The sequence below is a fragment of the Candidatus Nanopelagicus limnes genome (assembly GCF_002287885.2).
In the GTDB taxonomy this organism is placed as follows: Bacteria; Actinomycetota; Actinomycetes; order Nanopelagicales; family Nanopelagicaceae; genus Nanopelagicus; species Nanopelagicus limnae.
This window is the reverse complement of sequence record NZ_CP016768.2, coordinates 72,303-96,411: the sequence shown is the minus strand read 5'-3', so window position 1 is coordinate 96,411 and position 24,109 is coordinate 72,303. Positions and strand designations below refer to the sequence as shown.

Sequence of the window (24,109 nt, the reverse complement as noted above, 5' to 3'; positions counted from 1 at the left end):
GAAAATTCAGCCCCGCTTAGTGGTGTATTTCTATACAAAACATTTATATCTCCCATACTGGATCAACTTTAAGCCAATCAATAGGTAGACTTGCCTCTAAATCTTTCTGAGTTCCACTTCTTGTAATGCTTTTTGGCACGTATACAACACCACTTCCCATTCTGCTACTAAGAATTGAAAAAGTACTATTAGCACAAATTTTGATAGGCGCCTCCGAGAAAAGAAGAAAACTTGTGGCCGGATCTGGCAAGATTTCATCAGTAACTACGAATATTTGCCTACAATTTTGCTGTTTAAGATTTGAAAATTTCTCTTCGGCCCAGTTTTTGTCATTTGTGAATAACCAAAGATCGTATGGTTCTGAGTTGGAAGTTTCATGCTGATTTAAAATTTTGATGTACCAGCTAATGTCTAAAACACCATGATAATCCTTCAAGGATAAAAAATCTCCTCGTCTTATATGCACTGCAATTTGATTAGGCTTATTTATCAATTTTTTCAGAGAATTTAAATTCGAGTTTTCCTCAATTAACTCTAGTTTTGAATTTTCCTTTAAAAAAAAATCTACGTATTTCATATCTTGAAAATAACCACGAGCATCGACATTTTTCTTGCTTGTTAAGAAATTCTGATTTGATGTAAAACCTTGATCGCTAAACTTTTCAGTGAAAAAACTTAGACTCTTTGCAATTTTTGGTGACCTAAAATTGAAGCTAGAATTAACTCGAGAAACGAGGTTCCTAAAAGGATTAATGCCTTTATGATTTTCAATGACTGCATTCAGATTAAATGAAGTTATATCAAATTCACTATGATTATAGGAAATTTCTGAAAAATCTAAAACTAGCATTCGATTCTGATTTCTGGCCAGCCAGTAGCCCCCCATATATCCAAATATTTGGTTTCCTAAACCACCTACAAGTTTTACTCGCAACTTCTCCATTTCAGCAATAATAGCGTATTTCACAATGCTTAAAGTTAAGCATTAACCCAGATTTATCTAAGGCATATCTGTTTTATGTTGAGAAGGGATTTCTGATTTATGTTTTTGGTTTTCATCGATTCAAGAATCACGTTGCTTGAAAAAAACAAAAAGCAGAATTACGAGTAATACAATTCCGATTCCAACTACCGAAATATCATTAAATAAGAATTGTTTTGAAAGCATCATTGAAAAGCCGGCAAAAAAGGCGGAAAGTGTCCATAAAATAAAGGCAGATTGTTTTCTAGAAAATCCAGATCTAATTAATCGATGAGATAGATGATCTTGTCCACCTTGGAAGGGTGAAAGATGCCTTCGTATTCTAGAAAGTACAGCAACTGTTGTATCAAGTATTGGTATTGCAAGCAAAAATACTGGAATCATAAATGAGCCAATTTGTGTTTGGGCGGTTGGTTCAAATCGAACAGTTAAAGTAGCTAGCAAAACTCCCAGAAACAATGCCCCGGCATCTCCCATATAGATTTTGGCTGGACTCTTATTCCAGACTAAAAACCCTAAGGTAGAACCAGCTGTAACTACAGAGAGTGCTGCAATCAAATACTGATCACCGTTAAGAGCTAAGTAAGCGAGTGCAATAGATGAAATTGCAACTGTTCCTGCAGCCCCGCCATCTAAATTGTCAAAGAAATTTATTGAATTACAAATTCCAACAATCCACACAACTGTAATTATTGAATCAAAAATAGAAGATCCCGTTGGATTTCCAATATTGTCTGTAATTATCAAAATGCTGGCAGTAAATACACCGGCCAAGGTTTGGGCTATAAATCTAGGTAAGGGAGGTAAGTTTTTTATGTCATCCCATAAACCAATAAGTCCTAGCAATAATGCTGGGCCAAGAACTGAGGTAGCAAGCCAGAAAGTACTTGATGTGAATTGTGAGAAAAGAGAGGCTGAGTAAGAAACTGTTATTACTCCAATAATTATTGCAACCCCACCTAAATAAGGCACAGGCTTCTTGTGGGATTTATGAGATGAGTTAGGTCGATCAACCACATCTGTGGCAATAGCAATCTTTCGCATTACCGGTGTTAGAACTCCCACAAATAAATAGGAGACCACAAACAGTAAGAAGTACTCTGTATTTGTTATTCCCATTTGGCTAGATAAGGTTAATTAAGCAGAACCAGATTTGCGTCTATGCATCTTTGGGGCTGAACCACCAGTTTGCCCTGAGCCAACCTTGGATCCTGAAGTAGGCCCGGCGCTTTTGCCAGAGTTACTACCTTTTTGTTTTTTCGCTAGAGCTGCCAACATTTTAGCCTTTGCATCTTCACCAGTGTTTTTTTCTTGACTCATGGTTAATTGATATCCATTCTTTAACTGTTGCTAGTTGTTTTAAGAAGAAGTGCTTTAACTTCAGACTCTTTATATCTTCGATGTCCGCCTAAGGTTCTAATTGAGGTTAACTTGCCAGATTTTGCCCACCTGGTGACAGTCTTTGGATCTACTCTAAATAATGATGCAACCTCAGCTGGGGTTAATAAGACCTCATGATCTGAGTTCATTTAAGTTGCCCCTTTTTAAGTTAGTTGGTGAGTATGTCCGATTTAAACCTTATGAGGCAAGTATTGTGGTTTGGGAGAGTAAATGACAAGTATTTGAAACTACATAGCCTGCTCAAAGGCAGCAACTCTTCGCCAACGAGTAACTAATCGCTCATAGCCCTGACCTGCCAGTGCGCCATCTCCTGCTGCTAAGCCAGCGAGTGATCTAGCAACATCCTCTATTGAAGTATCCGCGTTTAATCCTGGTTGGCCATTTTCAATTAAAGATTTCTCAAGATAAATAGCTAACCCTCCGTAATCACACTCCACAATTGAATTCGAATCAAAAATTGATAGCCATTCAAGTAAATCTGCAATCTCTTGCTCAATTGGGCCATTGCCAAAAGCATTAACTACTGCTTGGTGAGCAAATAAACATCTCTGCTTTGCGTTTGATATTGAGGTTCGAAGAATTGTGTAAGCACCATCATCATTGGTGCCTCTAATTCGATCGGAAGGCTCAAAGAGTGAAAACCAACGTGGTGGAATACTCCAGGTTGCAGTAATTATATGAGAGACCTTATCTTCAATACTCTCAGAGTTTAGTGAAAGTGCATTTTCAATTTCTTTTGGCAGAAAAAAATTACTTATTGTGAATGGCATTGAAGATTTAAAATCGTCCAATGCAGCCCAGCACCTAGCTGCTGTTGACCATGGAGCTATGTATTTTTCCTCATCAATTTCTAAAATGTGCGCACCATCTAATTTAAGAGCAGGTGGCTCTGTCACAATTACTCGCCGTAAGGCTCTACTTTGTTCATCTTTGCCTGTTGGAGTTGTGACTGGAATTTGATTCCATCTAAGTTGATCTGATTTTATGAATACAGTTATCGGTTCATAAACTCTTAAGGATGCAACATATGGGGTAGGACGCATATCAATTAAGCACGTGTTGTGTTGCTACCTTCACTGTATGGATCTTCATCATCAAAGCTTGCATCATTTTTTACCTCACCGTGCAACTCTTTTGCTAATCGCTCTAGATCCATATCTTGGTTTGAGTACTTAAGATCTCTTGCAACCTTTGTTTGTTTTGCTTTTGAACGGCCACGTCCCATTTGTGGTCTCCTTCAACACTCAATCAATTATCAGGCGGGTAGATTATCGCAAAGCTGGGCCATCAACCATCGGAGCTTTTCCCCCACTAAAAAGGGTTTTAAGGCCGATTGCCTGAAGGAAAAGACTCACTCCCATGATTGGAATTCGAAAGCGGTGATCCCCAATTGTGAACAGGGTAATCAACCAGTTAGTGGTAATTGCAACCATAGCCAAATTACCTATAAATTTTTCAAGTAAATTATGACGCCAGAGGGTGAAATATCCATAAAGTAATAGTGTCAATCCACCAAGTAGCCAGAGCCAAGAAATTACTTTTCCAAATCCACCATAAACAATATTAAAACCATCCTGCGTAGTTGCAATGTTTTTTAATGGATTAATGGTGAGCCACGGATTTCTTGCCATGGTGCCGTTTGCTGATGGTCCATACCATGGTGACCAAAAGTAAACTGATTTATTGTAAAAAAGCTCAATTGCCTTCGTGGGATTGTTTAGATACCAATTTAGTACACACCTAGTTCTTTGGTTATCCTGCTGCGCAGAAGTCCCTGATAAGTCACACTCAACTCCATACCCTTCTTTCATATATCCACCCGTGGCGTTATCACCAGCGCCAATATTCATGGTTACACCCAGGTTTGTCGAAATACTGTTAATTCCAATCGCTTGATTGTTTCTATACACCAATGTTGCAGGGAAAAAGAGTGTTACTACCAAAGTTATGACTACTGCAAGTGAGCTAGCCTTAACGCCTTTACGAGTAATAATCCAAAATACATTTAGTAATATTCCAGTAACAATTAGCCTTGGCTGCATAAATGAAAGTATGCCGACAACAATTGAACTAATAATCAAATACTTAAAGAACTTTTTGTCATCTTTTTCAATAAAATCTTTTATGATCAAGCCGACAACAATAAGTATTCCTGAAGCTGTAAAGCTTTCATAACCAACTGCTATTGAGCTCAGCGATAAGGTTGGGTTGAAAATTACTAACAAAAAAGCTAGAAATGCAAATTTCTTTAATCTAGTTTTTGATATTTGTGAAGCAAAAAAATATGCAGCATATGAAAAGATTGCTGACTGAACTATAGATAAGGTTGTAAGCGCCCAACTTTTGCCTAGAATCGATAAAAACAATAAAACCAAGGGATATCCAGCTGGCCAATAATTAAGAATGCTTTCTGTGGAAAATACTCCATCCTTTAATAGGGCGTTATAGCCCATTAGATAATTCTCACCATCAGCGCCAAGCCAAGCTCCGTCAACGAAATAAACTCGATCACCTGAGCCTGCATTCATTCCTTGAATTCTAAAAATTATTGCTAATTTAACGAAAAATACTGCAATAGCCCACAACAGGAATTTTCTTTGTAAATTCTCTTTAGGCGCCATTCTGGCCCGCTTAGACTTACTAGCCATTTATTCCTCCATTAAGACTTTCCATTAGTTTACTAACCTCTTCAAAGAGTTGAGATAAATTCGAGCTTGTGCCTGAGGCTGAAATTAAGCCTTGATTGCAAAAAGTCTCCCAATTTGCTGGCTCTTTCACCAGATTTATTAATGTTTCACTCGCCATTTCAACCACATTGGGTGGCGTTCCTCGGCGATGATTGCCGCCTTCTACGCATTGAATCGCAGCGTAGGGAGGAATTCTTAACTCTACCAATTTGCCTGGAGCAATTTGTTCAACAACTTTTAGAATCTTTTTAACCTGGCTCTTTATATCAGAATCTTGACTCATCGAAGATCGGTTAATTCAACCTTTGAAATCTTTCCATTGATTTGGGATTTGATCATATCTTTCACCTTATTTGTCTGCTCAATCGAAAGGCCGGCAAAATCAGATGGGTTTTGAATCAGTTTATTCATCTGGTCCAACGAGAGCGGAAACTCTTTTTCACTGGCAATGGCGGCGAACAACTCACGTGGAGCAGTAATTGTTGAATGTTTTTTAATTACCTGATGAGCTAGCTCCCGACCCATACCTGCTTTAACGCACTCCATTAGTAACTTTGTTGTAGCAAGAAGTGGAAGTTGTTCATCTAATTCATCTTTTATCTTTTCTTCAAATGCGCCGAACTCCTGCAAGATGGTCATAAAGGTTTGAAGCAAACCATCTAAAACATAAAAAGAGTCAGGAATTACCACTCTTCTAACTACAGAGCATGAAACATCTCCTTCATTCCATTGATCCCCAGCTAGATCTGCAGCCATGTTGTTATAGCCACGAAGTAAAACCATCATGCCACTTATACGTTCAGAAGATCTGGAGTTCATTTTATGAGGCATAGCAGAGGATCCAACCTGTCCTGCTTTAAAACCTTCACTTACTAAGCCGCTTCCTGCCATTAATCTAATTGTGGTTGCCATAGATGATGGCGCGGATGCAATCTGCAATAACTTAGATACAACCTCAAAATCAACTGATCTTGGATAAATCTGACCGACTGAGGCCCAAGTGTTTTCAAATCCAAACTCATCAGCAATACTTTTCTCTAGATTGGCAAAATCCTTGCCCATCGCATCTAATGCATCTTGGGATGTGCCAACTGGGCCTTTTATGCCACGAAGTGGCAGGCGAGCAATTAATTCTTGTAGTGCAGCATGAGCAAATAACAACTCCTCGGCGCATGATGCAAATCGCTTACCTAATGTAGTCACCTGAGCTGCAACATTGTGAGATCTACCCACCATATAAGTTTTTTCATACTTAGATATCTTCTCGCCCAGTAAAAATAAGGTTTGTAAGACTCGAAATTCAATTAATTCAAGGCCTGCTCTAATCTGGATCAGTTCAATGTTTTCAGTTAAATCACGGCTTGTTAGACCAATATGAATTTTTTCAACTCCAGCGAGTGCGTTAAACTCCTCAATCCGCGCCTTAACATCATGGCGAGTTTTCATCTCTCTCTTATCAATCGAATCTAAATCAACTTTTTCGATTACTTTTTCATACGCTTTTACATCACTATCTGTGATTGGTAGCCCAGCTTTTTGTTGAAGTTTAAGAATGGTTATCCAAAACTTACGTTCATTAATGATTTTATTGATTGGATCAAAGATTGCCACCATCTCTTTAGTGGCATACCTTGTTGCTAATACATTTGGCGTGATACTCATTTGATTAAGTCCCTCACCACAATTGTTTCATCCCTTCCCGGGCCAACACCTATAGCGCTCATTGGTGCCCCTGAAATCTTCTCTAAAAATTTCACATACTCCTGAGCATTCTTTGGTAGATCTGCAACAGATCTTGCTTTTGAAATACTCTCTTTCCAGCCGGGCAGGTGCTCATATATTGGCTTGGCATGGTGAAAATCAGATTGTGAAGCAGGTAGCTCATCCACTCGCTTGCCATCAATTTCATATGCAACACAAACTGGAATCTTCTCCCAACCAGTTAATACATCTAACTTTGTTAAGAAGAAGTCAGTTAAGCCATTTACTCGAACTGCATATCTGGCAATTGGTGCGTCAAACCAACCACAGCGTCTATTACGTCCAGTTGTAACACCTACCTCGCCACCAATTTTTCTAAGCGCCTCACCATCTTCATCAAATAACTCAGTTGGAAATGGACCACTGCCAACTCGAGTCGTGTATGCCTTAAGAATTCCAATTACGCGTGTGATCTTTGTTGGACCAATTCCAGAACCAGTAGATGCTCCCCCTGCAGTTGGGTTGGAGGATGTAACAAAGGGATAAGTTCCATGATCAACATCTAATAATGTTCCTTGTGAACCTTCAAGCAATACGACTTTACCCTGTTGCAAGGCTTGATCTAAAAGCAGCGATGTATCTGTGACGTACGGCTTTAAAATTTCGGCATAGCCCAAATACTCATTGATTACCTCATCAACTGTAATTCCCTTGCGATTAAAAACCTTGACTAAAATCTGATTCTTATCATGCAGGGCTGCTTCAATCTTCTGCTTTAAAATAGATTGATCAAATAGATCTTGAACTCTAATTCCAATTCGATTTATCTTGTCAGCATATGCTGGCCCAATTCCACGCCCCGTTGTGCCAATCTTTGATTTTCCTAAAAACCGTTCTGAGACTTTATCGATTGTGCGGTGATACGGTGTTATCAAATGCGCGTTAGTTGAAATTTTAAGTTTTGAGGTATTTATACCTCGCTCATTTAAACCTTTAATCTCCTCCAGTAATACTGCTGGATCAATCACTACACCGTTACCAATAACTGGAACTACATTTGGAGATAAAATTCCAGAAGGAAGTAAGTGGAGTGCATACTTTTGATCACCGATTACAACTGTGTGTCCTGCGTTGTTGCCGCCTTGATAGCGGACTACATAATCAACTCGATCGCCTAATAAATCGGTTGCTTTTCCCTTGCCCTCATCGCCCCACTGCGCACCAAGTAAAACAACAGCTGGCATCTTCTTCTCCCATTATTAGTAACTTTAAAGGTGAGCCACTTTGCTTAAAACCTTTTTAGTTGTAATTTCCTTACGGGATTACGTCCAATTCCACCACATTTGGGGCGGTTTTAGAAATCACCGCCCCAATGCATGCGTTAAATCTGCCCTAGTAGGCACCAAGCAGAAGCAACGCCTTTTTAAACAACGCCGAAAGGGCCATGGTTAATGTGCCGGAGGCGAGTAGTCGCTCCAGCAGGGTAATTAAGGTGATTAAAGTGCCAGTTAACATAAAGCTCCATTTCTTTTTATTTAAATTGCATGGGATTTATCAGATTCATCTAGCCTATCTAAAGGCTGGCACTAAAAAATTTAATCTCCTTCTAGTGGGGAAAACTTATCGCTGATAACCTCAGCCTTACTATGAGTAGTGAATCTTTTGAAAACCTATCTTATGAAGATCGCACCTTCCTGCCTTCACAAACTTTTATTGATAATGCAAATGCAAAAAGTGATATTTATAAAGAGGCAGATACAGATCGATTAGCTTTTTGGGAAAAACAAGCAAATAGATTGCATTGGAACCAAAAATGGAATCAAGTTGTTGATTGGCAACTACCTTTTGCTAAATGGTTTATTGGTGGAAAGTTAAACGCTTCCTATAACTGCCTAGATCGACATGTAATTGAAGGCAGGGGGGATCGAGTTGCTTTCTACTTCGAAGGTGAACCAGGAGATACTCAAACAATTACCTACGCAGATCTATTATCAAAGGTTTGCAAAGCTGCAAATGCTTTAAAAGAGCTGGGAATTAAACAAGGAGATCGAGTTGCGATCTATATGCCGATGATTCCAGAGGCGGCGATTGCAATGCTTGCTTGTGCCAGGTTAGGTGCGATGCACTCTGTAGTTTTTGGCGGATTTTCAGCCGACTCATTGCTTTCTCGAATTCAAGATGCTGATGCCTCCTTAGTCATTACCGCCGACGGTGGATTTAGAAAAGGCGCGCCATTTGCACTAAAGCCTGCAGTTGATGAAGCGCTTAAGGGTGAGACAAATGTTAAAAATGTTTTAGTGGTAAAACGCACTGGACAAGAAACTAAGTTTGATACTTCAAAAGATATTTGGTGGCATGAGCTTGTTGATAAACAATCGGGTAAGCATGAGTGTGAGTTCTTTGACTCAGAAAATGGCTTATTTATTCTCTACACCTCAGGAACTACAGCAAAACCCAAGGGTGTTTATCACACTACTGGTGGTTATTTAACGCAAGCAGCATTCACCCATCATGCAGTTTTTGATTTAAAGACTGAGAAAGACATCTACTGGTGCACAGCAGATATTGGTTGGATTACCGGCCATTCTTATGTGGTTTATGGACCATTAATAAATGGTGCAACACAGCTGATTTATGAAGGAACGCCCGACACCCCAAGTAAAGGGCGATTATTTGAATTAATTGAGAAATACAAAGTCAGTATCTTATATACCGCACCAACTTTGATTAGAACTTGGATGAAATGGGGAGATGAATATCCAAACAAATCTAATCTTTCATCCCTGCGTTTACTTGGTTCAGTTGGTGAACCAATTAACCCTGAAGCATGGATGTGGTATCGAGAGGTAATTGGAAAAAATAATTGCCCAATTGTTGACACTTGGTGGCAGACAGAGACTGGCGCAATCATGATCTCACCATTACCTGGAGTTACTGCAACAAAACCAGGCAGTGCCATGAAGGCCCTTCCTGGTATTTCAGCTGAAGTTGTTGATGATGAAGGTAAAGCTGTTGGCAATGGCAGAGGTGGTTATCTTGTCTTAACAAAACCTTGGCCTTCAATGATGCGTGGTGTTTGGAATGAACCCATTCGTTATAAAGAAACTTACTGGTCACGTTTTGAAGGAGTTTACTTTGCAGGAGATGGCGCAAAGTTAGATAAAGATGGCGCAATCTGGTTATTGGGCCGAGTAGATGATGTTATGAATGTTTCAGGACACCGAATCTCAACCACAGAGGTTGAATCAGCATTAGTCTCACATGATGTGATTGCAGAGGCTGCAGTAGTTGGCGCAAAGGATGAGATGACTGGCCAAGGAATTGTTGCATTTGTTATTTTAAGAGGTGGCATTGAATCAGCCACGGGGGATGCTTTAGTTAAGGAGCTTCGCGATCATGTTGCAAAACAAATTGGCCCAATTGCAAAACCACGTCAAATAATGGTCGTAGCAGAGTTGCCAAAAACAAGAAGCGGCAAGATTATGCGCCGGCTTTTGCGGGATGTGGCAGAAAATAGAGTAGTTGGAGATTCAACAACACTTGCTGATCCAAATGTAATGAAATTAATCTCTGAAGGGTTAAAAACTGGAAAGAGTGAGGATTAGTTTACTTTTTCAAGTAACTTAACAATCTCACTTTTCACCTCGTTCATTACTGAAGGTAAATGAGAATCTGAATAATCATAAAGTTTTGAAGGTTTAATGTATTTATCTGCGATGCTCCAGGATGAAAAGACCAACAGTGTTGCAACTAAATACAAAATAAAGGCTGCGCGAAGTGTTGAAATGGCCGCCCCTACCAGTGAATCAATAAGTTTAAAGGGTGGCACAAAAAGTATTTTGCGAAACAACGACCCAATTTTGCCAAGCAAAAACTCACCAATTGAAGCTCCTATAAATATAGCAAGTAATGCAAAAGCAACTTTTTGGGTTTGACTCTCCCAGGTTGCAAGGTATTTAACAGCCAAGGCCAATCCCGCTACACCACCTGCAACATAACCAGCAGTTCTAAAAATCGTTTTGATCAAACCATTTTTATATCCACTATAAAAAGCGATTAATAGGACTAAAACAATTAACAGATCAAAGTAATTCATAACTTAACTCCAAAAGCTTTTTCAACTTGATTGAATAATTGCTTTTTATTTGTGTAAGCCCCAATTTTAGTTTCTATATTTTTGCCATTTTCATCGATAAACCAGGTAACCGGAACGCCTGGCCCAAATATTGATTTTGAAACTCCACTTGAATCTTCAAGATTTGGCCAACTCATCCCGCTTTTTTGAATGTAATCAATAGCGTCCTTATTAGATTTTTCTTCAACATTTATGCCAAGCATCTGGATCTGTCCGTTTTTAAATAATTGGCTTTGATATAGCTCAACAAAATAGGGCATCTCCTGCTTACATCCTTCACACCAGGATCCCCATACATTTATAAGCAGGGGTCCTTTTATTTTATGAAAATTTATTTCACCCGACCCATCTAAACATCTCATCAAAACTGATTTATCGGCGCTCTCTAGTAATCTGATTTGATCACAAGACGTAACCACGCCAGGTGAACTTACCTTGGTAGGTGACGTACAGCCAGAAATTAGCAAAGTAGTGATCAAAAGAAATGAAAATTTCTTCATTTAAAATCTGCCTCAACTTTCACCATTCGCTTTGCCTTAATTGGATCCATCTCACCTATTCCAAAGGATGGACAGTGCTTAGCAATTGGGCATGCACCACACGCTGGCTTTCTGGAGTGACACACTCTTCTGCCATGCCAGATTAAGCGCTGCGACAAATTAGTCCACTCTTTTCTTGTGATTAAATCAGCAACTTCAAACTCAACCTTTACCGGGTCCATAGATTTACTCCACTTAAATCTTCTACTTAATCTGCCAAAGTGAGTGTCAACGGTTAAGCCTGGAATACCAAATGCATGACCTAAAACTACATTTGCTGTCTTCCTGCCAACACCTGGAAAAGTGATCAAACTTTCTAATTTGTTTGGCACCTTGCTATCAAAATCTGTAACTATCTTGCTACTAAGTGATTTTATATTCTTAGCCTTCGCCCGATAAAACCCAGTTGATTTAACCAATCTTTGAATATCATTAATATCAGCTTGGGCCATTTTTATTGGATTTGGATATTTCTTAAATAAGGCAGGTGTTGTTTGATTCACTCGCTTATCGGTGCATTGCGCCGATAGAACAGTTGCAACTAGTAATTGAAAGGGAGTTTTATAACTTAATTCACACCTAACATTTGGATAGCTTTTACATAGAATCCGATAGATAGCCCTTGCTCGAACTTTCTTTTGAGCCAAACTCTCTCGCATTTGCCTAAGATTACGCTGATTGGAGTTGTACTACCTCCCAGCAGTATCCTTACTTCTATGCCCGCCAAAAATGAAGATGAGGTAGTTAGAAAAGCCCCGCTTTTTAGTGCTTTAGATGATGCCTCCGCCGCCAGTTTGCGAGCCTCCATGAATGGCATAAAGATTTCAAAGGGTCAGATTTTATTCAAAGAGGGTGACCCAGGAGATAAGTTATTTGTTGTAGTTGAGGGCAAGCTAAAGCTTGGCACATCCTCTGGTGATGGCAGAGAAAACCTTTTATCAATTTTAGGTCCAGGGGATATGTTTGGTGAGTTATCACTATTTGATCCAGGACCAAGAACAGCAACTGCAACAGCAGTCGTTGATTCTAAGTTACTAGCCCTTGCAAATGATCAAGTGATTGGTTGGGTAACCGCCCATCCACATGTTTCACTTCAACTTTTAAAAAGACTGTCACAACGTTTAAGAAGAGCCAATGATGTTTTATCTGATTTAGTCTTTGCTGATGTGCCTGGCCGAGTTGCTAAGGCGATTATTGAATTAGGTGAGAGATTTGGAACTAAAAAAGATGATGGCCTGCACGTTAACCATGAGCTAACCCAAGAGGAGCTTGCCCAATTAGTTGGGGCATCTCGAGAAACTGTTAACAAGGCGTTAGCTGATTTTGCATCCCGTGGTTGGGTAAAGCTTGAACCACGCGCAGTAATTATTTTAGATTATGAAAGATTAGTAAAACGGGGCAGATGAGCAATAAATTTTTAATTACTGGGAAAAAAGAAAAATACAGAGAAATTCTACTGCTTTTAATTTGTTGGATTGCCTGTCTAGTTTTACCCCATTTTCAAAAGAATTTTAATTTACTCACGGTGATTTCTCAAATATTAATTTCGATAATATTACTGGTTACTCTTTATAATACTCTATTCAAACATACTGAAATTGCAAAAGTAATTAACTATAAATTGTTTTTTATTTTTCCTTTTACCTACATAGTATCTTTATATTTGAATGGACAAGGCAATGACAAATTATATGTTTTTTTGAATCGTTTTGGTTCGGGAACTATGTTTGTGAACAACAATGTATTTTTATATGGAGACTTAGCACACTTAACAGCCGCGAGCGACTGCACTACTCCAATTCAAATAGGTGAAATAATCTGTGATCCATTCTCTAGGCCGTTGAATCAAAATCCTCATGTAATTTCTTTCTTAAGATTGTTAGATTTTTCTAATGTAGTTTGGCTTGGGCTTATTTCTACATTACTTTTTTTTGTTCTAATGATACTTATATCGAGTAAAAATCAAATAAATCAAGTTACTTTATTAATAACTTTACTTAGCCCGCCAATTGTGTTAGCTATCGATCGGGGTAATGAAATTATTACGATTTTGTTGATAATATCCAGTTTATATCTACTTATAGGAAACAAAATCAAACAATCTATTGGGGCCACTCTTTTGGTGGTGAGTGCTTTTTTTAAACTTTGGCCAATATTGATAATGCTTTGCATGTTGATTTTCTTAAGGAAACATTTATTCATATTTGCGAAGGGAATAATGGTTTTGCCAATAGTATATTGGTCGATAAACTTTGAATCAGCAGTTCAAATGGTCCGGTTTACAGATAAAGGGAATCCAAACGGATTATCTTTTGGAATTAAACATTACTTTGGTTCTTCGATCTCTTTTATATATATTGTAATTTTCTTGGTAACTACATCTGTTTTCGCAGTTTTCTATTTTTTCCGTGTTATCAACTTATTTATAAAAAAAGAGCAGACTTCTAATTACATGGCGATTCTGAACTCTCTTTTGCTGACATATGTAGTAATTTGGGTTTTAGGAACAAGTTATGTCTATCGTTTGATAATATTCATTCCCATACTCATATATCTAAATAAAGTCTTTATGGTTAATCGTTCTCTATTGCAATTAGAATCCCTGATATTACTAACTTTGTTAACTAGTAGACTATCAATAACTACAATTTATACAAATTTGATTGCAATTATTTTTTCAATGCTCTTAATTAAGCAGTTAATTCAAAATATTAAAAGTACCAATAATATAGGAACTGAGTAAGTGACTTTTTGTCCGCAAAACACTAGATCAGACCTAAAACTATAACGGTCTATTCAACTATAATTGATTTTTAAGCTGAACTACAATCTCAATTTCAACTGGTGCGTTTAGTGGCAATTCACCAACTCCAACTGCAGTTCTTGCGTGTTTGCCATTTACATCTCCAAATACCTTAATCAATAATTCACTAGCACCATTTACTACTCCTGGTATTGCTATAAAGCTTGGCGCGCAATTAACAAAACCGCCTACCCTGACAACTCTTTCAATTTGATCAAGATCTGCAACTAATGAAATTGCGGCCAGTGCGTTTAATGCACAAATTTGAGCTAGATCTTTGGCGTCCTCTGCTGTTACGTCACTACCAACCTTGCCCTCTTTAACTAATTTGCCATCAATTACTGGAAGCTGTCCTGCAGTAAACACCAAGTTGCCACTTTTAACTGCTGGAACATATGCAGCAACCGGTGCTGCAGCAGTTGGAAGTGTTAGGCCAAGTGCGGAAAGCTTTTCTTTAACACTCACGCAATCACTCGCTTCATATACGCGACTAGTTGATCGCCTCCGCCAGGGGCAGGAACAACTTGAACTAACTCCCAACCTTCAGAGCCCCAGGTATCTAGGATCTGCTTTGTCGCATGGGTTAGCAATGGCACAGTGACATATTCATACTTCATTTAGTAATCCTTACTTTTTATTGGGAAAGTGCTGCTTTGACCAATGATGAAACCACTCCGCCATCAGCTTTGCCAGCAATCTTAGGTTGTAAAACTTTCATTACTAATCCCATGCCAGCAGGCCCTGCTGCATTTGTTTCAGCAATTGCATCTGCTACCAATTTCTTGATATCTGCCTCACTTAATTGCTCAGGTAGGTAGAGAGCAATAACAGCTGCTTCTTCTTTTTCTTTATTTGCTAAATCATCACGCTTTGCATTTGTGTAAGCCTCAACAGCTTCCCGACGCTTTTTAGCCTCCCTGGATAAAACTGTAATTACTTCAGCCTCGGTCAATACCTTTGCGCTCTTGCCCGCCACCTCTTCATTGGTAATAGCAGCAAGGAGCATTCTGATGGTGCCGCTTTTTACGCCATCCTTTGAGCGAATCGCATCGGTTAAATCTGACTGTAGTTTTTCTTTTAGTCCCATAGCGGTATCTTCTCATGCCTATGGCATACAAAGTGCGCACCTCTACCCTGCCCCTGCTCCCTAAGGGTACTAAACCAATTAGAGTCCTGCATTTTTCAGATCTTCATCTGCACCCTAGAAATAAACGCGAGATTGCAGATATCAAAACATTTATTCATTTAAAGCCTGATTTAGTTATTAGCACAGGTGATTTTTTAGCCCACAAAGATGGGGTTGATATTGCACTTAACGCGCTGGACGAGCTTCTTGATCTACCAGGTTTATTTGTCTTTGGCTCTAATGATTACTACGCACCTAGTTTTAAAAATCCCTTTTCTTACTTAAGAAAAGATAATGGTGAGCGCAAGTTAGGTGAAAAGTTGCCATGGCAGAGATTGCAAAAACAGCTAACAAAACGAGGATGGCAAGATTTAAATCACAATAAAGTTAAGTTAAAGGTCAATGGTGTTGTAATTGAAGCACGTGGTACAGATGATGCTCACTTAGAGTTAGATGATTATCGAAAGGTTGAAGGAAGAGTGAGTAAAACTGCAGATATTGCAATTGGTGTAACCCATGCACCATATGAAAGAGTTCTTGCTGGGATGGCGCAGGATAAATTAGATTTAATTTTTACAGGCCACACCCATGGTGGTCAGATTAGATTGCCTTGGCCGGGGGGGAGTAAATCACTTACTACAAATTGTGATTTAGAAAATTGGCGATCTCGTGGAGTTACCAAGGTAAATGATGAACCTTGGCTTAATGTTTCAGCTGGTATGGGTATGAGCCCTTTTGCGCCAATTAGATTTGCTTGCCCGCCTGAAGTCTCACTAATTACATTAATTGCTTAAGGTAGGCTCTAACAATGAATCTAATTTCAAATAAATTACATCGCCTATATTTAGTAATTACTCTCCTTCTAGTAATTCCAGATACCTTTTATTGGTACACACTTAATGATTACTCCAACTACCAAGATGCCTTTACTGCCATTACTAGCTCAACTGGTCTAACCTGGTTAATAGTTAGCTACTTAGCGCTATTTTTTGCAATTTTTGCCCAAAACCTTGAGATGCGAGCTTTTTTAACTGTGGCTGCCTTTGTCACACGTATTTTTTTCCTGGTCTGGCTAACTGATATCTGGCGTTCTAATGAAGTGGGATTTGCCCAGGTGATTAAGAATGTTTTTGTTAAAACTGGGGAGGCTCCATATGTTGAAGCTTTTGCAACTGTTGCACTGATTCCAATGGTTTTAACCTTAATTGTTCAAAAAACTCAGGTTGCAAACCTTCTTACAGGTTTAGTTAATTTCCTAAAAGCTCCTGCTAATAAAACACATCAGGTAGTTTTCTACACAGCTTCAGCAACAATTTATCTGTTAGCGCTAATTGGAATGGTTAGATCACTATTAGATAATTACGATCTAGCAGCCTCAGATCTGCCATCAGGTGTTACTCAGAGTTTAATTTGGTTAGTAGTTTTGGGTGTCATTCAAATTGCTTTGAAATTACTGATATTAGGACTTGGACTTCTTGCCTCACTTTGGGCTTGGATTAGTTGGCAAGCGGATATTAAGACTGTACTTGGGCATATGAAGGATTTTAAGTTATCTGAGTATCTAACTAGAAAAGTCGCTTCCTACCTATACACCTTCTACTTTTTATTTATTATTGGCTTAGCAGCTGTGGGTATTCCAATTTATGCTTCAACAACATATGGCATAAATCAAGATTATGCAGCATTTCCAATGGTGGCATTAGCCGGAGTAATTGTTACTTTCTTAGTAATTCTTGCAATCCGATTGGTATTTGAATTAGCGGTGGCAGTAGTTCATATCGCTGAAAACACAAAAAGTGGATTAAGAAAGTAAATTAGTTAGATTTTGATTTAGCCTTTTCTAAATCAGCATCCACCATTAACTTTGCTAACTCTTTCCAATGTGTTTTCGCCTTCCAGCCCAGTACTTTTTCAGCCTTTGATGGGTCACCGATTAACGCATCAACCTCAGTTGGTCTTTCATAACGCTTATCCACTTCAACATGATCTTTATAATTAAGTCCTACATGTTCAAAGGCTGCTTGAGCGAAATCTTTAACAGTGGCGCCAACCCCGGTAGCAACTACATAATCATTGGGCTTATCTTGCTGAAGCATTAACCACATTGATTCGACATACTCTTTCGCATATCCCCAGTCACGCACAGCGTCTAAATTACCAAGGTACAACTTATCTTTACTACCGGTGGCAATCTTGGCAACAGCTCTTGTTATTTTTCTAGTAACAAATGTTTCACCGCGACGAGGTGATTCATGATTAAATAAAATTCCATTTGTGGCATGCACTCCATACGCCTCACGGTAATTAACTGTTGACCAATAAGCCATTAACTTTGCTGCTGCATATGGGCTTCTTGGTCTAAAGACGGAATCCTCATTTTGCGGTGGAGGAGTTGATCCATAAAGCTCACTTGTGCTTGCTTGGTAGTAACGACATTTAATACCAGATGCCCTAATTGATTCAAGGAGTGCCACAGCGCCCACCGCATCAACTTGGGCTGTGTATTGAGGCATAGTGAATGAAACTTGAACATGAGATTGCGCACCCAAGTTATACACCTCAGTTGGTTGAATCTGATGAATCAAATTAGTCATATTCACACCATCAGTTAAATCACCATAGTGCAAAATCAATTTTGGATTTGGTGTGTGAGGATCTTGGTAGATGTGATCTATACGAGCGGTATTAAAAGAGCTAGAGCGGCGAATAAGTCCGTGTACTTCATAACCTTTTTCAAGTAGAAACTCTGTTAGATATGAACCATCTTGTCCGGTGATACCGGTAATAAATGCAATCTTCTTAGACAAAATGGCTCCTTACTTATTTTGTAGATACCACTCTACAGTGGATGCGATGCCTTGATCTAATGAAATTAGTGGTTTCCAGCCTAAATTAGCAATCTTGGATGAATCTAGAACTTTTCTCATTGTGCCATCGGGTTTACTTGAATCCCAACTTATTTCACCATTGAATCCAACTGCTTTCGAGATCTTATCTGCCAAATCCTTGATTGAAACTTCCTGCCCTGATCCAACATTTATTTGCTTGGAGTCATCATATTTATCCATGCAAAGTAAAACTGCCTTGGCTAAATCATCAACATGCAGAAATTCTCGAAGGGGTGAACCACTTCCCCATAAAATTACCTTGCCACTACCTGATCGCTTTGCCTCAATAAACTTTCGAATAAGAACCGGTAGTACATGCCCATTTTCTAAATCAAAATTATCATTTGGCCCATACATATTTGTTGGCATTACCGAAATCCACTTATATCCATACTCTTTGCGATAAGACTTGATCAATTCAATACCAGCAATTTTTGCCACTGCGTAAGCCGAGTTTGTCTGCTCAAGCTCACCAGTTAATAAATACTCCTCTTTTATTGGTTGAGCGCAATCCCTTGGGTAAATACAACTAGAACCTAGGAATACAAATTTTGAAACCTTAGCTGCATGAGCTGCGTCCATAAGATTTGATTGAATTTGTAAATTCTGAGATAAAAATTCAACAGGATAAGAGTTATTGCCACCTATTCCACCGACCTTTGCCGCACAATCAATAATGGCGGTCGGTTTAAGGTTTGATGTAAACTCAAAAGTTTTATCTCGATCTAGTAAGTCAACATCTTTACTAGATATTCCCACAACGACTTGATTTAATCGCTTGAGCTCTCTGACAATTGCTGAGCCGACTAAACCAGAACCGCCAGCTACCAAAATTGTCATGTGCTTAGCCTAGCGTTAGGTTTTTTAAAACTCGGCCGCAACCAACTCTGCAATTTGAGCAGTATTAAGCGCTGCACCCTTTCGCAGATTATCGCCGCAAACAAATAACTCGATTGCATTTGGATCATCAAGTGATTTTCTAACCCGTCCAACCCAAGTTGGATCTGTGCCAACAACATCTGCTGGGGTTGGAAACCTATAGTTTTCTGGATCATCAACTAACTCAACACCAGCCGCATTTCTTAATACCTCTTGAGCAACAGAGCGTGAGACTTCCTTGTCAAAAATTGCATGCACGGCAAGGGAGTGGGTTGTTAAAACCGGAACTCGAACACAGGTGGCCGAGACCTTAAGGTTTGCAAGCCCCAAGATTTTTCTTGATTCATTTCTAACCTTTAATTCCTCAGATGAGTATCCGTCCTCTTTTAATGAACCTGCCCAAGGAATCACATTAAGTGCAAGTGGATCTGAAAATGGACCAAAGTCTTTCACAACTTTTCTAATATCTCCTGCTTCATCACCTAAGCTTTTATTTGCAACTAAATTTATTTGTTCACGCAAAATATCTAAGCCCCCTTGGCCAGCACCGGAAGCAGCCTGGTAGGAGGCGACAACTAATTCCTTTAATCCATACTCTCTATGCAAAGCACCCATAGCAACGATCATGGAAAGGGTGGTGCAGTTTGGATTAGAGATAATTCCCTTTGGTCTATTTTTGATCTCTTGTGGATTTACCTCTGGCACAACTAATGGCACATCTTTATCCATTCGAAACGCACCAGAGTTATCAACTACTACCGCTCCCTTGCTTGCTGCGATTGGTGCCCACTCTTTAGAAACCTCATCAGGAACATCAAACATTGCAATATCAATTCCTTCAAATGCCTCAGGAGAAAGTGCAACAACCGTTAGCTCTTCACCACGACAGGTAAGTTTTTTACCAGCACTTTTCGCAGATGCAATTAATCTAATCTCGCCATATACATTTTCTCGTTTCGATAAAATATCAAGCATTACTGTGCCAACAGCCCCAGTTGCGCCAACTACAGCAAGTGAAGGTTTTTTGCTCATCGTCCACTTCCTCCATAAACAACAGCTTCAATTTGATCTGCATCTAAATCAAAGGCTGTGTGTGCTGCTTTAACACCTTTTTCTAGATCAGAACTTCTGCAAACAATTGAGATTCGAATCTCTGATGTTGAAATCATTTCAATATTTACGCCAGCTTCTGAAAGACAAGCAAAGAAGGTGGCTGTAACTCCTGGATGACTTCTCATACCAGCGCCAATTAATGACAATTTACCTATCTGATCATCATATTGAATTGAAGCAAAACCGATCTCACCTTGAATGCGCTTTAACACAGCTGTCGCATTGGCACCTTCTGTTTTTGGTAATGTGAATGAGATATCTGTTAAGCCAGTTGCTGCTGCTGACACATTTTGCACAATCATGTCGATGTTTATGTCGGCATCAGCGATTGCTTGAAATATTGCAGCTGCCATACCCGCCCTATCTGGCACTCCAACTATGGTCACCTTTGCCTCACTTTTATCATGAGCTATTCCTGCGATTATTGCTGCTTCCATTTCGCCCCCTTCTGGATGATCCTTAACCACCCAGGTTCCTTCCTTGTTGGAAAAAGATGATCTAACATGAATTGGTAAATCAAAACGCCGCGCGTACTCAACGCAGCGAAGGTGTAATACTTTGGCTCCACTTGCTGCTAGCTCTAACATTTCATCATATGTAACAGTTGATAACTTCTTAGCTGCTGGAACAACTCTTGGATCGGCTGAGAAGATTCCATCGACATCTGTGTAGATCTCGCAAACATCTGCTTCAAGTGCTGCAGCGAGTGCCACCGCAGTTGTGTCAGATCCACCTCTACCTAAAGTAGTAATGTCATTTGTATCTTGTGAAACTCCTTGAAATCCTGCAACAATTGCTATCGCACCTTCTTTTAGTGCTTCTTGAATTCTTCCTGGTGTCACATCAATAACTCTTGCCTTGCCATGAGTTGATGTTGTAATAATTCCAGCTTGAGAACCAGTAAATGATCTTGCTTCATGACCTAAATTTGAAATTGCCATTGCAAGCAGCGCCATAGAGATTCGCTCACCTGCTGTTAACAACATATCCAACTCACGTCCATTTGGAAGTGGGGAAACTTGATTGGCTAAATCAATTAATTCATCAGTGGTATCTCCCATGGCAGAGACCACAACTACGACCTGGTGACCCGATTTTTTAGTAGCAACGATGCGGCTTGCAACCCGCTTTAGCCCCTCAGCATCGGCAACCGATGAGCCACCAAACTTCTGCACGATTAAACCCATGGGGTAAGTGTGAAGGATAGGCTTGACAATTTGGGAATTATCTCAAATATTAAGACGCCTAAACATCTTAAATAATGAGATTGATCAATTATCGTAGGATCTGCGCCCCTCAAAAGCTCTGCCGAGGGTAATTTCATCAGCATATTCAAGATCCCCACCCACTGGAAGACCAGAGGCAAGACGAGAGACCTTGATCCCCAAAGGTTTGATCAATCTAGTCAAATAGGTAGCTGTTGCTTCACCTTCAAGGTTTGGATCGGTAGCAATGATTATTTCACCAATTGTTGTTTCAGATAATCTAGTCATTAACTCTTTAATTCTTAAGTTCTCAGGGCCCACTCCATCAATTGGCGAAATTGCCCCGCCTAACACATGATAAGTACCTTTAAACTCTCTCGTTTTTTCAATTGCAAGCACATCTTTGCTTTCTTCAACAACACAAATAGATGTCTTATCTCTTCTTGGATCCCTACATATCTTGCATAACTCTTCTTCTGAGATATTTCCACAAATTGAGCAAAACTTAACTCGCTCTTTAACTGTCTTTAATACTTCAGCAAGGCGAGTTACATCAACACGATCTGATTGAATAATATGAAAGGCAATACGTTGGGCACTCTTTGGTCCAACGCCAGGAAGACGTCCTAGCTCATCAATTAAATCTTGAATTATTCCTTCATACATAAAGTTTCAACTAAGCAAAAACTTAGTCTGACTCCTTAATAACCTTAGCGCCTAATTTACTAGCTAGCAGATCAGCGCCGGTCAGCATATTGGCATCCGTAGGATCTTCATCACTTCTTGCCATTGTGGTGGTGGCAACTGAGGTATCAACTGTTGCAACTATCTTTCGTCTAACTCCGGCAACCTCTTCAAAAGCATCAGATAAAATTACATCACTTTCTGACCTAACAAATGAATCACGTGCTCCTGCGTTAACAATTCCAATGCTTATGCTCTCATCATCTACGGAGAGTATTTGAGCACTTGTTGCAAGTAATGACCAGGTTAGACGGCGCTTGCCTTTAACATTTTCAATTACCTGCGGCCATAATCTGCGTAAGGTTGCTATATCTGCAACACCACTTGGCTTGTGGTTAGTTGGCTTGCTCTCAACCTTAACTGGTTCAGTTTTAACTGCTGCTGCTGGTTTTACTTCAATCTTTGGTTCGGTTTTAACAGTATTTTGAACCGGCTCACTCTTTGCAGCTTTAACTTCAGCAGTTGGTGCTGCACTAATTACTCCGCGCTCCAACTTTTCAAGTCGAGCAGTAACAGCTGCATCATTTGCCTGCGGCAGCATCATCTGTCCACAAACTAACTCCAAAATCAATCTAGGCGGTGTTGCGCCCCGCATCTGGGTTAATCCATTAGCAAGTAGATCTGCTGATCTAATTAGATTTGCAATACCAATTAGCTTTGCCTGAGTTCGCATGCGATCTAATTGATCAGTTGGAATTTGAACTAATACTTGTGAGTTATTTTCATCAACTGCTCCTACAATAATTAAATCACGCAAGCGCTCAAGTAGATCTTGCGCAAATCTTTTAGGATCCTGTCCTGATTCAACTACGCGATCAACTGTGTTAAAAAGGGAAGCAGAATCAGATGCAGCAAGTGAATCAATTGATTCATCCAAAAGGGTTGAGTCGGTGTAACCAAGAAGAGCTACTGCAATCTCATAAGTAACACCATCGCTACCAGCACCAGCTAGTAATTGGCCAAGGATTGATTGCGCATCTCTGACTGATCCACCGGATGCCCTAACAACTAATTGAATAACACCCTTTGCTACCTTGATGCCTTCGGATTCACAGACTTTTTCTAAGTGGGTCGAAAGAATTGCTGGTGGAACTAATCTAAATGGGTAGTGGTGAGTTCTTGATCTAATTGTTGAAATTAATTTTTCGGGTTCAGTTGTAGCAAAAATAAATAAAACATGTGCTGGTGGCTCTTCAACTACTTTAAGTAAGGCGTTGGCAGCTCCAGGGCCCAATTGGTGAGCTTCATCAATAATGTAAATCTTGTAACGAGATTGAACGGGTGCAAAAAAAGCTTTATCCCGTAAATCTCTTGCATCATCTACTAATCCATGTGTTGCTGCATCTAACTCAATAACATCCAATGAACCTGGTCCATTTGCAACTAAATCCTTACATGATCGACAAGTCCCGCATGGGTTTGGCGTTGGTCCTTTTTCACAATTTAAAGATCTGGCCATAATTCTGGCACTTGATGTTTTTCCGCATCCTCTTGGTCCACTAAATAAATATGCGTGGTGTATTTGTCCTGAGGTTAAAGCATTGCTTAGTGGAGTTGTCACATGCTCTTGACCAATAACATCTGCAAAAGTTGATGGGCGATATTTGCGGTATAGAGCTAATGACATTTATCGCCTCCTCTGCTTAGTTAATTTAAAACTCTTGCAAATAATAGGATCCCCCGTACACCCACTAGAGCGCACCTACCCTTGCTGCATTCCTGCCCTGGGGGAGTTCGGCACGTTAATGCCGCACGGGGGATCTAACGGTAAATCTTAGTCATCACCACCGATACCCTTAAGCCTTGTAAGTAATAATGGAGGATTCGCATAGCGGCCGAGTGCGCACGCTTGGAAAGCGTGTGTAGGGCAACCTACCGAGGGTTCAAATCCCTCATCCTCCGCCAG

28 protein-coding genes, 1 tRNA gene and 1 other RNA gene are annotated in these 24,109 nt (G+C 39.6%); 6 read left to right on the top strand and 24 right to left on the bottom strand.

The features are described 5' to 3' along the window. Positions 1 to 43: 43 nt before the first annotated feature. The 11 genes from B1s21122_RS00515 to B1s21122_RS06435 form a co-directional block, all read right to left on the bottom strand. Entirely contained in the window at positions 44 to 967 is a 924-nt protein-coding gene (locus tag B1s21122_RS00515) for an alpha-1,2-fucosyltransferase (protein WP_095681147.1), read from the bottom strand. A 96-nt stretch (positions 968 to 1,063) separates the two neighbouring features. After that, positions 1,064 to 2,101 carry a glycosyltransferase family 4 protein gene (locus B1s21122_RS00510; RefSeq protein WP_190278567.1) on the bottom strand — a complete coding sequence of 346 codons (1,038 nt, stop codon included), beginning with the start codon at positions 2,099 to 2,101 and terminating at the stop codon, positions 1,064 to 1,066. Between the two features lie 18 nt (positions 2,102 to 2,119). After that, positions 2,120 to 2,302, bottom strand: coding sequence for a DUF5302 family protein (locus B1s21122_RS00505; protein ID WP_095681149.1), 183 nt, complete (start codon positions 2,300 to 2,302; stop codon positions 2,120 to 2,122). A gap of 20 nt (positions 2,303 to 2,322) precedes the next feature. Next, positions 2,323 to 2,511: a BldC family transcriptional regulator gene (locus B1s21122_RS00500; protein WP_095681150.1), complete on the bottom strand. Its 189-nt coding sequence runs from the start codon at positions 2,509 to 2,511 to the stop codon at positions 2,323 to 2,325. 99 nt (positions 2,512 to 2,610) lie between these two features. Next, positions 2,611 to 3,426 (bottom strand): DUF8083 family protein, encoded by an 816-nt coding sequence (locus B1s21122_RS00495; protein ID WP_095681151.1) that lies wholly within the window; start codon positions 3,424 to 3,426, stop codon positions 2,611 to 2,613. Between the two features lie 5 nt (positions 3,427 to 3,431). Further along, positions 3,432 to 3,608 carry a DUF3073 domain-containing protein gene (locus B1s21122_RS00490; protein WP_095681152.1) on the bottom strand — a complete coding sequence of 59 codons (177 nt, stop codon included), beginning with the start codon at positions 3,606 to 3,608 and terminating at the stop codon, positions 3,432 to 3,434. A gap of 43 nt (positions 3,609 to 3,651) precedes the next feature. Next, positions 3,652 to 5,031 (bottom strand): hypothetical protein, encoded by a 1,380-nt coding sequence (locus tag B1s21122_RS00485; protein WP_095681153.1) that lies wholly within the window; start codon positions 5,029 to 5,031, stop codon positions 3,652 to 3,654. After that, positions 5,024 to 5,353: a sterol carrier family protein gene (locus B1s21122_RS00480; protein WP_095681154.1), complete on the bottom strand. Its 330-nt coding sequence runs from the start codon at positions 5,351 to 5,353 to the stop codon at positions 5,024 to 5,026. Before B1s21122_RS00480 ends, B1s21122_RS00485 begins: the two co-directional genes overlap by 8 nt. Beyond that, positions 5,350 to 6,732, bottom strand: a complete 1,383-nt coding sequence (purB, locus tag B1s21122_RS00475) for an adenylosuccinate lyase (protein ID WP_095681155.1) — start codon at positions 6,730 to 6,732, stop codon at positions 5,350 to 5,352. The genes B1s21122_RS00480 and purB overlap by 4 nt, the downstream gene beginning before the upstream one ends. Beyond that, the gene (locus B1s21122_RS00470) at positions 6,729 to 8,015 is read right to left on the bottom strand and encodes an adenylosuccinate synthase (protein ID WP_095681156.1); all 1,287 of its coding nucleotides are present in this window, start codon (positions 8,013 to 8,015) and stop codon (positions 6,729 to 6,731) included. The genes purB and B1s21122_RS00470 overlap by 4 nt, the downstream gene beginning before the upstream one ends. A gap of 148 nt (positions 8,016 to 8,163) precedes the next feature. After that, positions 8,164 to 8,286: a hypothetical protein gene (locus B1s21122_RS06435; RefSeq protein ID WP_257789493.1), complete on the bottom strand. Its 123-nt coding sequence runs from the start codon at positions 8,284 to 8,286 to the stop codon at positions 8,164 to 8,166. A gap of 131 nt (positions 8,287 to 8,417) precedes the next feature. Here B1s21122_RS06435 and acs point away from each other — a divergent pair, with 131 nt between their 5' ends. Continuing rightward, positions 8,418 to 10,376, top strand: coding sequence for an acetate--CoA ligase (gene acs / locus B1s21122_RS00465; RefSeq protein ID WP_095681157.1), 1,959 nt, complete (start codon positions 8,418 to 8,420; stop codon positions 10,374 to 10,376). On the opposite strand, the gene B1s21122_RS00460 is transcribed toward acs, so the two are convergent. From B1s21122_RS00460 to nth, 3 genes are read right to left on the bottom strand one after another with little or no spacing between them, the layout of a single operon-like run. Then, entirely contained in the window at positions 10,373 to 10,867 is a 495-nt protein-coding gene (locus B1s21122_RS00460) for a CvpA family protein (RefSeq protein WP_095681158.1), read from the bottom strand. The two genes, acs and B1s21122_RS00460, sit on opposite strands and share 4 nt — an antisense overlap. Next, positions 10,864 to 11,406: a TlpA family protein disulfide reductase gene (locus B1s21122_RS00455; protein ID WP_095681159.1), complete on the bottom strand. Its 543-nt coding sequence runs from the start codon at positions 11,404 to 11,406 to the stop codon at positions 10,864 to 10,866. The genes B1s21122_RS00460 and B1s21122_RS00455 overlap by 4 nt, the downstream gene beginning before the upstream one ends. After that, complete coding sequence (nth, locus tag B1s21122_RS00450; RefSeq protein ID WP_095681160.1) at positions 11,403 to 12,104, bottom strand: endonuclease III; 702 nt, start codon at positions 12,102 to 12,104, stop codon at positions 11,403 to 11,405. The genes B1s21122_RS00455 and nth overlap by 4 nt, the downstream gene beginning before the upstream one ends. 57 nt (positions 12,105 to 12,161) lie before the next feature. Here nth and B1s21122_RS00445 point away from each other — a divergent pair, with 57 nt between their 5' ends. Together B1s21122_RS00445 and B1s21122_RS00440 are read left to right on the top strand one after the other, a co-directional pair. Further along, positions 12,162 to 12,851: a Crp/Fnr family transcriptional regulator gene (locus tag B1s21122_RS00445; RefSeq protein ID WP_095681161.1), complete on the top strand. Its 690-nt coding sequence runs from the start codon at positions 12,162 to 12,164 to the stop codon at positions 12,849 to 12,851. Continuing rightward, positions 12,848 to 14,188: a hypothetical protein gene (locus B1s21122_RS00440; protein ID WP_095681162.1), complete on the top strand. Its 1,341-nt coding sequence runs from the start codon at positions 12,848 to 12,850 to the stop codon at positions 14,186 to 14,188. The genes B1s21122_RS00445 and B1s21122_RS00440 overlap by 4 nt, the downstream gene beginning before the upstream one ends. 57 nt (positions 14,189 to 14,245) lie before the next feature. On the opposite strand, the gene B1s21122_RS00435 is transcribed toward B1s21122_RS00440, so the two are convergent. The 3 genes from B1s21122_RS00435 to B1s21122_RS00430 are packed head-to-tail and all read right to left on the bottom strand — an operon-like array spanning position 14,246 to position 15,335. After that, positions 14,246 to 14,713 (bottom strand): RidA family protein, encoded by a 468-nt coding sequence (locus B1s21122_RS00435; RefSeq protein WP_095681163.1) that lies wholly within the window; start codon positions 14,711 to 14,713, stop codon positions 14,246 to 14,248. Next, positions 14,710 to 14,865 (bottom strand): Sp36 family protein, encoded by a 156-nt coding sequence (locus B1s21122_RS06340; protein WP_150131924.1) that lies wholly within the window; start codon positions 14,863 to 14,865, stop codon positions 14,710 to 14,712. The genes B1s21122_RS00435 and B1s21122_RS06340 overlap by 4 nt, the downstream gene beginning before the upstream one ends. Before the next feature lie 17 nt (positions 14,866 to 14,882). Next, positions 14,883 to 15,335 (bottom strand): GatB/YqeY domain-containing protein, encoded by a 453-nt coding sequence (locus tag B1s21122_RS00430; protein ID WP_095681164.1) that lies wholly within the window; start codon positions 15,333 to 15,335, stop codon positions 14,883 to 14,885. Positions 15,336 to 15,349: 14 nt separating this feature from the next. Between B1s21122_RS00430 and B1s21122_RS00425 the strand changes: the two genes are divergently transcribed. Both B1s21122_RS00425 and B1s21122_RS00420 read left to right on the top strand, forming a co-directional pair. Beyond that, the gene (locus tag B1s21122_RS00425; protein ID WP_095681165.1) at positions 15,350 to 16,168 is read left to right on the top strand and encodes a metallophosphoesterase; all 819 of its coding nucleotides are present in this window, start codon (positions 15,350 to 15,352) and stop codon (positions 16,166 to 16,168) included. Between the two features lie 14 nt (positions 16,169 to 16,182). Beyond that, positions 16,183 to 17,187: a DUF4282 domain-containing protein gene (locus tag B1s21122_RS00420; protein WP_095681166.1), complete on the top strand. Its 1,005-nt coding sequence runs from the start codon at positions 16,183 to 16,185 to the stop codon at positions 17,185 to 17,187. A gap of 1 nt (position 17,188) precedes the next feature. Here the strand turns inward: B1s21122_RS00420 and gmd are convergent, their stop codons facing one another. The 7 genes from gmd to ffs form a co-directional block, all read right to left on the bottom strand. Continuing rightward, positions 17,189 to 18,181, bottom strand: coding sequence for a GDP-mannose 4,6-dehydratase (gene gmd / locus B1s21122_RS00415; protein ID WP_095681167.1), 993 nt, complete (start codon positions 18,179 to 18,181; stop codon positions 17,189 to 17,191). Between the two features lie 9 nt (positions 18,182 to 18,190). Beyond that, positions 18,191 to 19,102, bottom strand: a complete 912-nt coding sequence (locus B1s21122_RS00410; protein ID WP_095681168.1) for a GDP-L-fucose synthase family protein — start codon at positions 19,100 to 19,102, stop codon at positions 18,191 to 18,193. A 24-nt stretch (positions 19,103 to 19,126) separates the two neighbouring features. Next, entirely contained in the window at positions 19,127 to 20,173 is a 1,047-nt protein-coding gene (locus B1s21122_RS00405) for an aspartate-semialdehyde dehydrogenase (protein WP_095681169.1), read from the bottom strand. Next, positions 20,170 to 21,441, bottom strand: a complete 1,272-nt coding sequence (locus B1s21122_RS00400; RefSeq protein WP_095681170.1) for an aspartate kinase — start codon at positions 21,439 to 21,441, stop codon at positions 20,170 to 20,172. Before B1s21122_RS00400 ends, B1s21122_RS00405 begins: the two co-directional genes overlap by 4 nt. Before the next feature lie 84 nt (positions 21,442 to 21,525). Next, positions 21,526 to 22,125, bottom strand: a complete 600-nt coding sequence (recR, locus tag B1s21122_RS00395) for a recombination mediator RecR (RefSeq protein WP_095681171.1) — start codon at positions 22,123 to 22,125, stop codon at positions 21,526 to 21,528. A 22-nt stretch (positions 22,126 to 22,147) separates the two neighbouring features. Further along, positions 22,148 to 23,830, bottom strand: a complete 1,683-nt coding sequence (locus B1s21122_RS00390) for a DNA polymerase III subunit gamma and tau (RefSeq protein WP_095681172.1) — start codon at positions 23,828 to 23,830, stop codon at positions 22,148 to 22,150. A gap of 41 nt (positions 23,831 to 23,871) precedes the next feature. Then, positions 23,872 to 23,968: signal recognition particle sRNA small type (gene ffs / locus B1s21122_RS00385), an RNA gene on the bottom strand. A 52-nt stretch (positions 23,969 to 24,020) separates the two neighbouring features. Between ffs and B1s21122_RS00380 the strand changes: the two genes are divergently transcribed. Next, a tRNA-Ser gene (locus B1s21122_RS00380) sits at positions 24,021 to 24,108 on the top strand. Position 24,109: the final 1 nt, after the last annotated feature.

Coding starts and splice junctions, on each gene's coding strand:
- B1s21122_RS00510 (WP_190278567.1), bottom strand. CDS start 2,101: ATGGGAATAACAAATACAGAGTACTTCTTACTGTTTGTGGTCTCCTAT.
- B1s21122_RS00505 (WP_095681149.1), bottom strand. CDS start 2,302: ATGAGTCAAGAAAAAAACACTGGTGAAGATGCAAAGGCTAAAATGTTG.
- B1s21122_RS00500 (WP_095681150.1), bottom strand. CDS start 2,511: ATGAACTCAGATCATGAGGTCTTATTAACCCCAGCTGAGGTTGCATCA.
- B1s21122_RS00495 (WP_095681151.1), bottom strand. CDS start 3,426: ATGCGTCCTACCCCATATGTTGCATCCTTAAGAGTTTATGAACCGATA.
- B1s21122_RS00490 (WP_095681152.1), bottom strand. CDS start 3,608: ATGGGACGTGGCCGTTCAAAAGCAAAACAAACAAAGGTTGCAAGAGAT.
- B1s21122_RS00485 (WP_095681153.1), bottom strand. CDS start 5,031: ATGGCTAGTAAGTCTAAGCGGGCCAGAATGGCGCCTAAAGAGAATTTA.
- B1s21122_RS00480 (WP_095681154.1), bottom strand. CDS start 5,353: ATGAGTCAAGATTCTGATATAAAGAGCCAGGTTAAAAAGATTCTAAAA.
- purB (WP_095681155.1), bottom strand. CDS start 6,732: ATGAGTATCACGCCAAATGTATTAGCAACAAGGTATGCCACTAAAGAG.
- B1s21122_RS00470 (WP_095681156.1), bottom strand. CDS start 8,015: ATGCCAGCTGTTGTTTTACTTGGTGCGCAGTGGGGCGATGAGGGCAAG.
- B1s21122_RS06435 (WP_257789493.1), bottom strand. CDS start 8,286: ATGTTAACTGGCACTTTAATCACCTTAATTACCCTGCTGGAGCGACTA.
- acs (WP_095681157.1), top strand. CDS start 8,418: ATGAGTAGTGAATCTTTTGAAAACCTATCTTATGAAGATCGCACCTTC.
- B1s21122_RS00460 (WP_095681158.1), bottom strand. CDS start 10,867: ATGAATTACTTTGATCTGTTAATTGTTTTAGTCCTATTAATCGCTTTT.
- B1s21122_RS00455 (WP_095681159.1), bottom strand. CDS start 11,406: ATGAAGAAATTTTCATTTCTTTTGATCACTACTTTGCTAATTTCTGGC.
- nth (WP_095681160.1), bottom strand. CDS start 12,104: ATGCGAGAGAGTTTGGCTCAAAAGAAAGTTCGAGCAAGGGCTATCTAT.
- B1s21122_RS00445 (WP_095681161.1), top strand. CDS start 12,162: ATGCCCGCCAAAAATGAAGATGAGGTAGTTAGAAAAGCCCCGCTTTTT.
- B1s21122_RS00440 (WP_095681162.1), top strand. CDS start 12,848: ATGAGCAATAAATTTTTAATTACTGGGAAAAAAGAAAAATACAGAGAA.
- B1s21122_RS06340 (WP_150131924.1), bottom strand. CDS start 14,865: ATGAAGTATGAATATGTCACTGTGCCATTGCTAACCCATGCGACAAAG.
- B1s21122_RS00430 (WP_095681164.1), bottom strand. CDS start 15,335: ATGGGACTAAAAGAAAAACTACAGTCAGATTTAACCGATGCGATTCGC.
- B1s21122_RS00425 (WP_095681165.1), top strand. CDS start 15,350: ATGCCTATGGCATACAAAGTGCGCACCTCTACCCTGCCCCTGCTCCCT.
- B1s21122_RS00420 (WP_095681166.1), top strand. CDS start 16,183: ATGAATCTAATTTCAAATAAATTACATCGCCTATATTTAGTAATTACT.
- B1s21122_RS00410 (WP_095681168.1), bottom strand. CDS start 19,102: ATGACAATTTTGGTAGCTGGCGGTTCTGGTTTAGTCGGCTCAGCAATT.
- B1s21122_RS00405 (WP_095681169.1), bottom strand. CDS start 20,173: ATGAGCAAAAAACCTTCACTTGCTGTAGTTGGCGCAACTGGGGCTGTT.
- B1s21122_RS00400 (WP_095681170.1), bottom strand. CDS start 21,441: ATGGGTTTAATCGTGCAGAAGTTTGGTGGCTCATCGGTTGCCGATGCT.
- recR (WP_095681171.1), bottom strand. CDS start 22,125: ATGTATGAAGGAATAATTCAAGATTTAATTGATGAGCTAGGACGTCTT.
- B1s21122_RS00390 (WP_095681172.1), bottom strand. CDS start 23,830: ATGTCATTAGCTCTATACCGCAAATATCGCCCATCAACTTTTGCAGAT.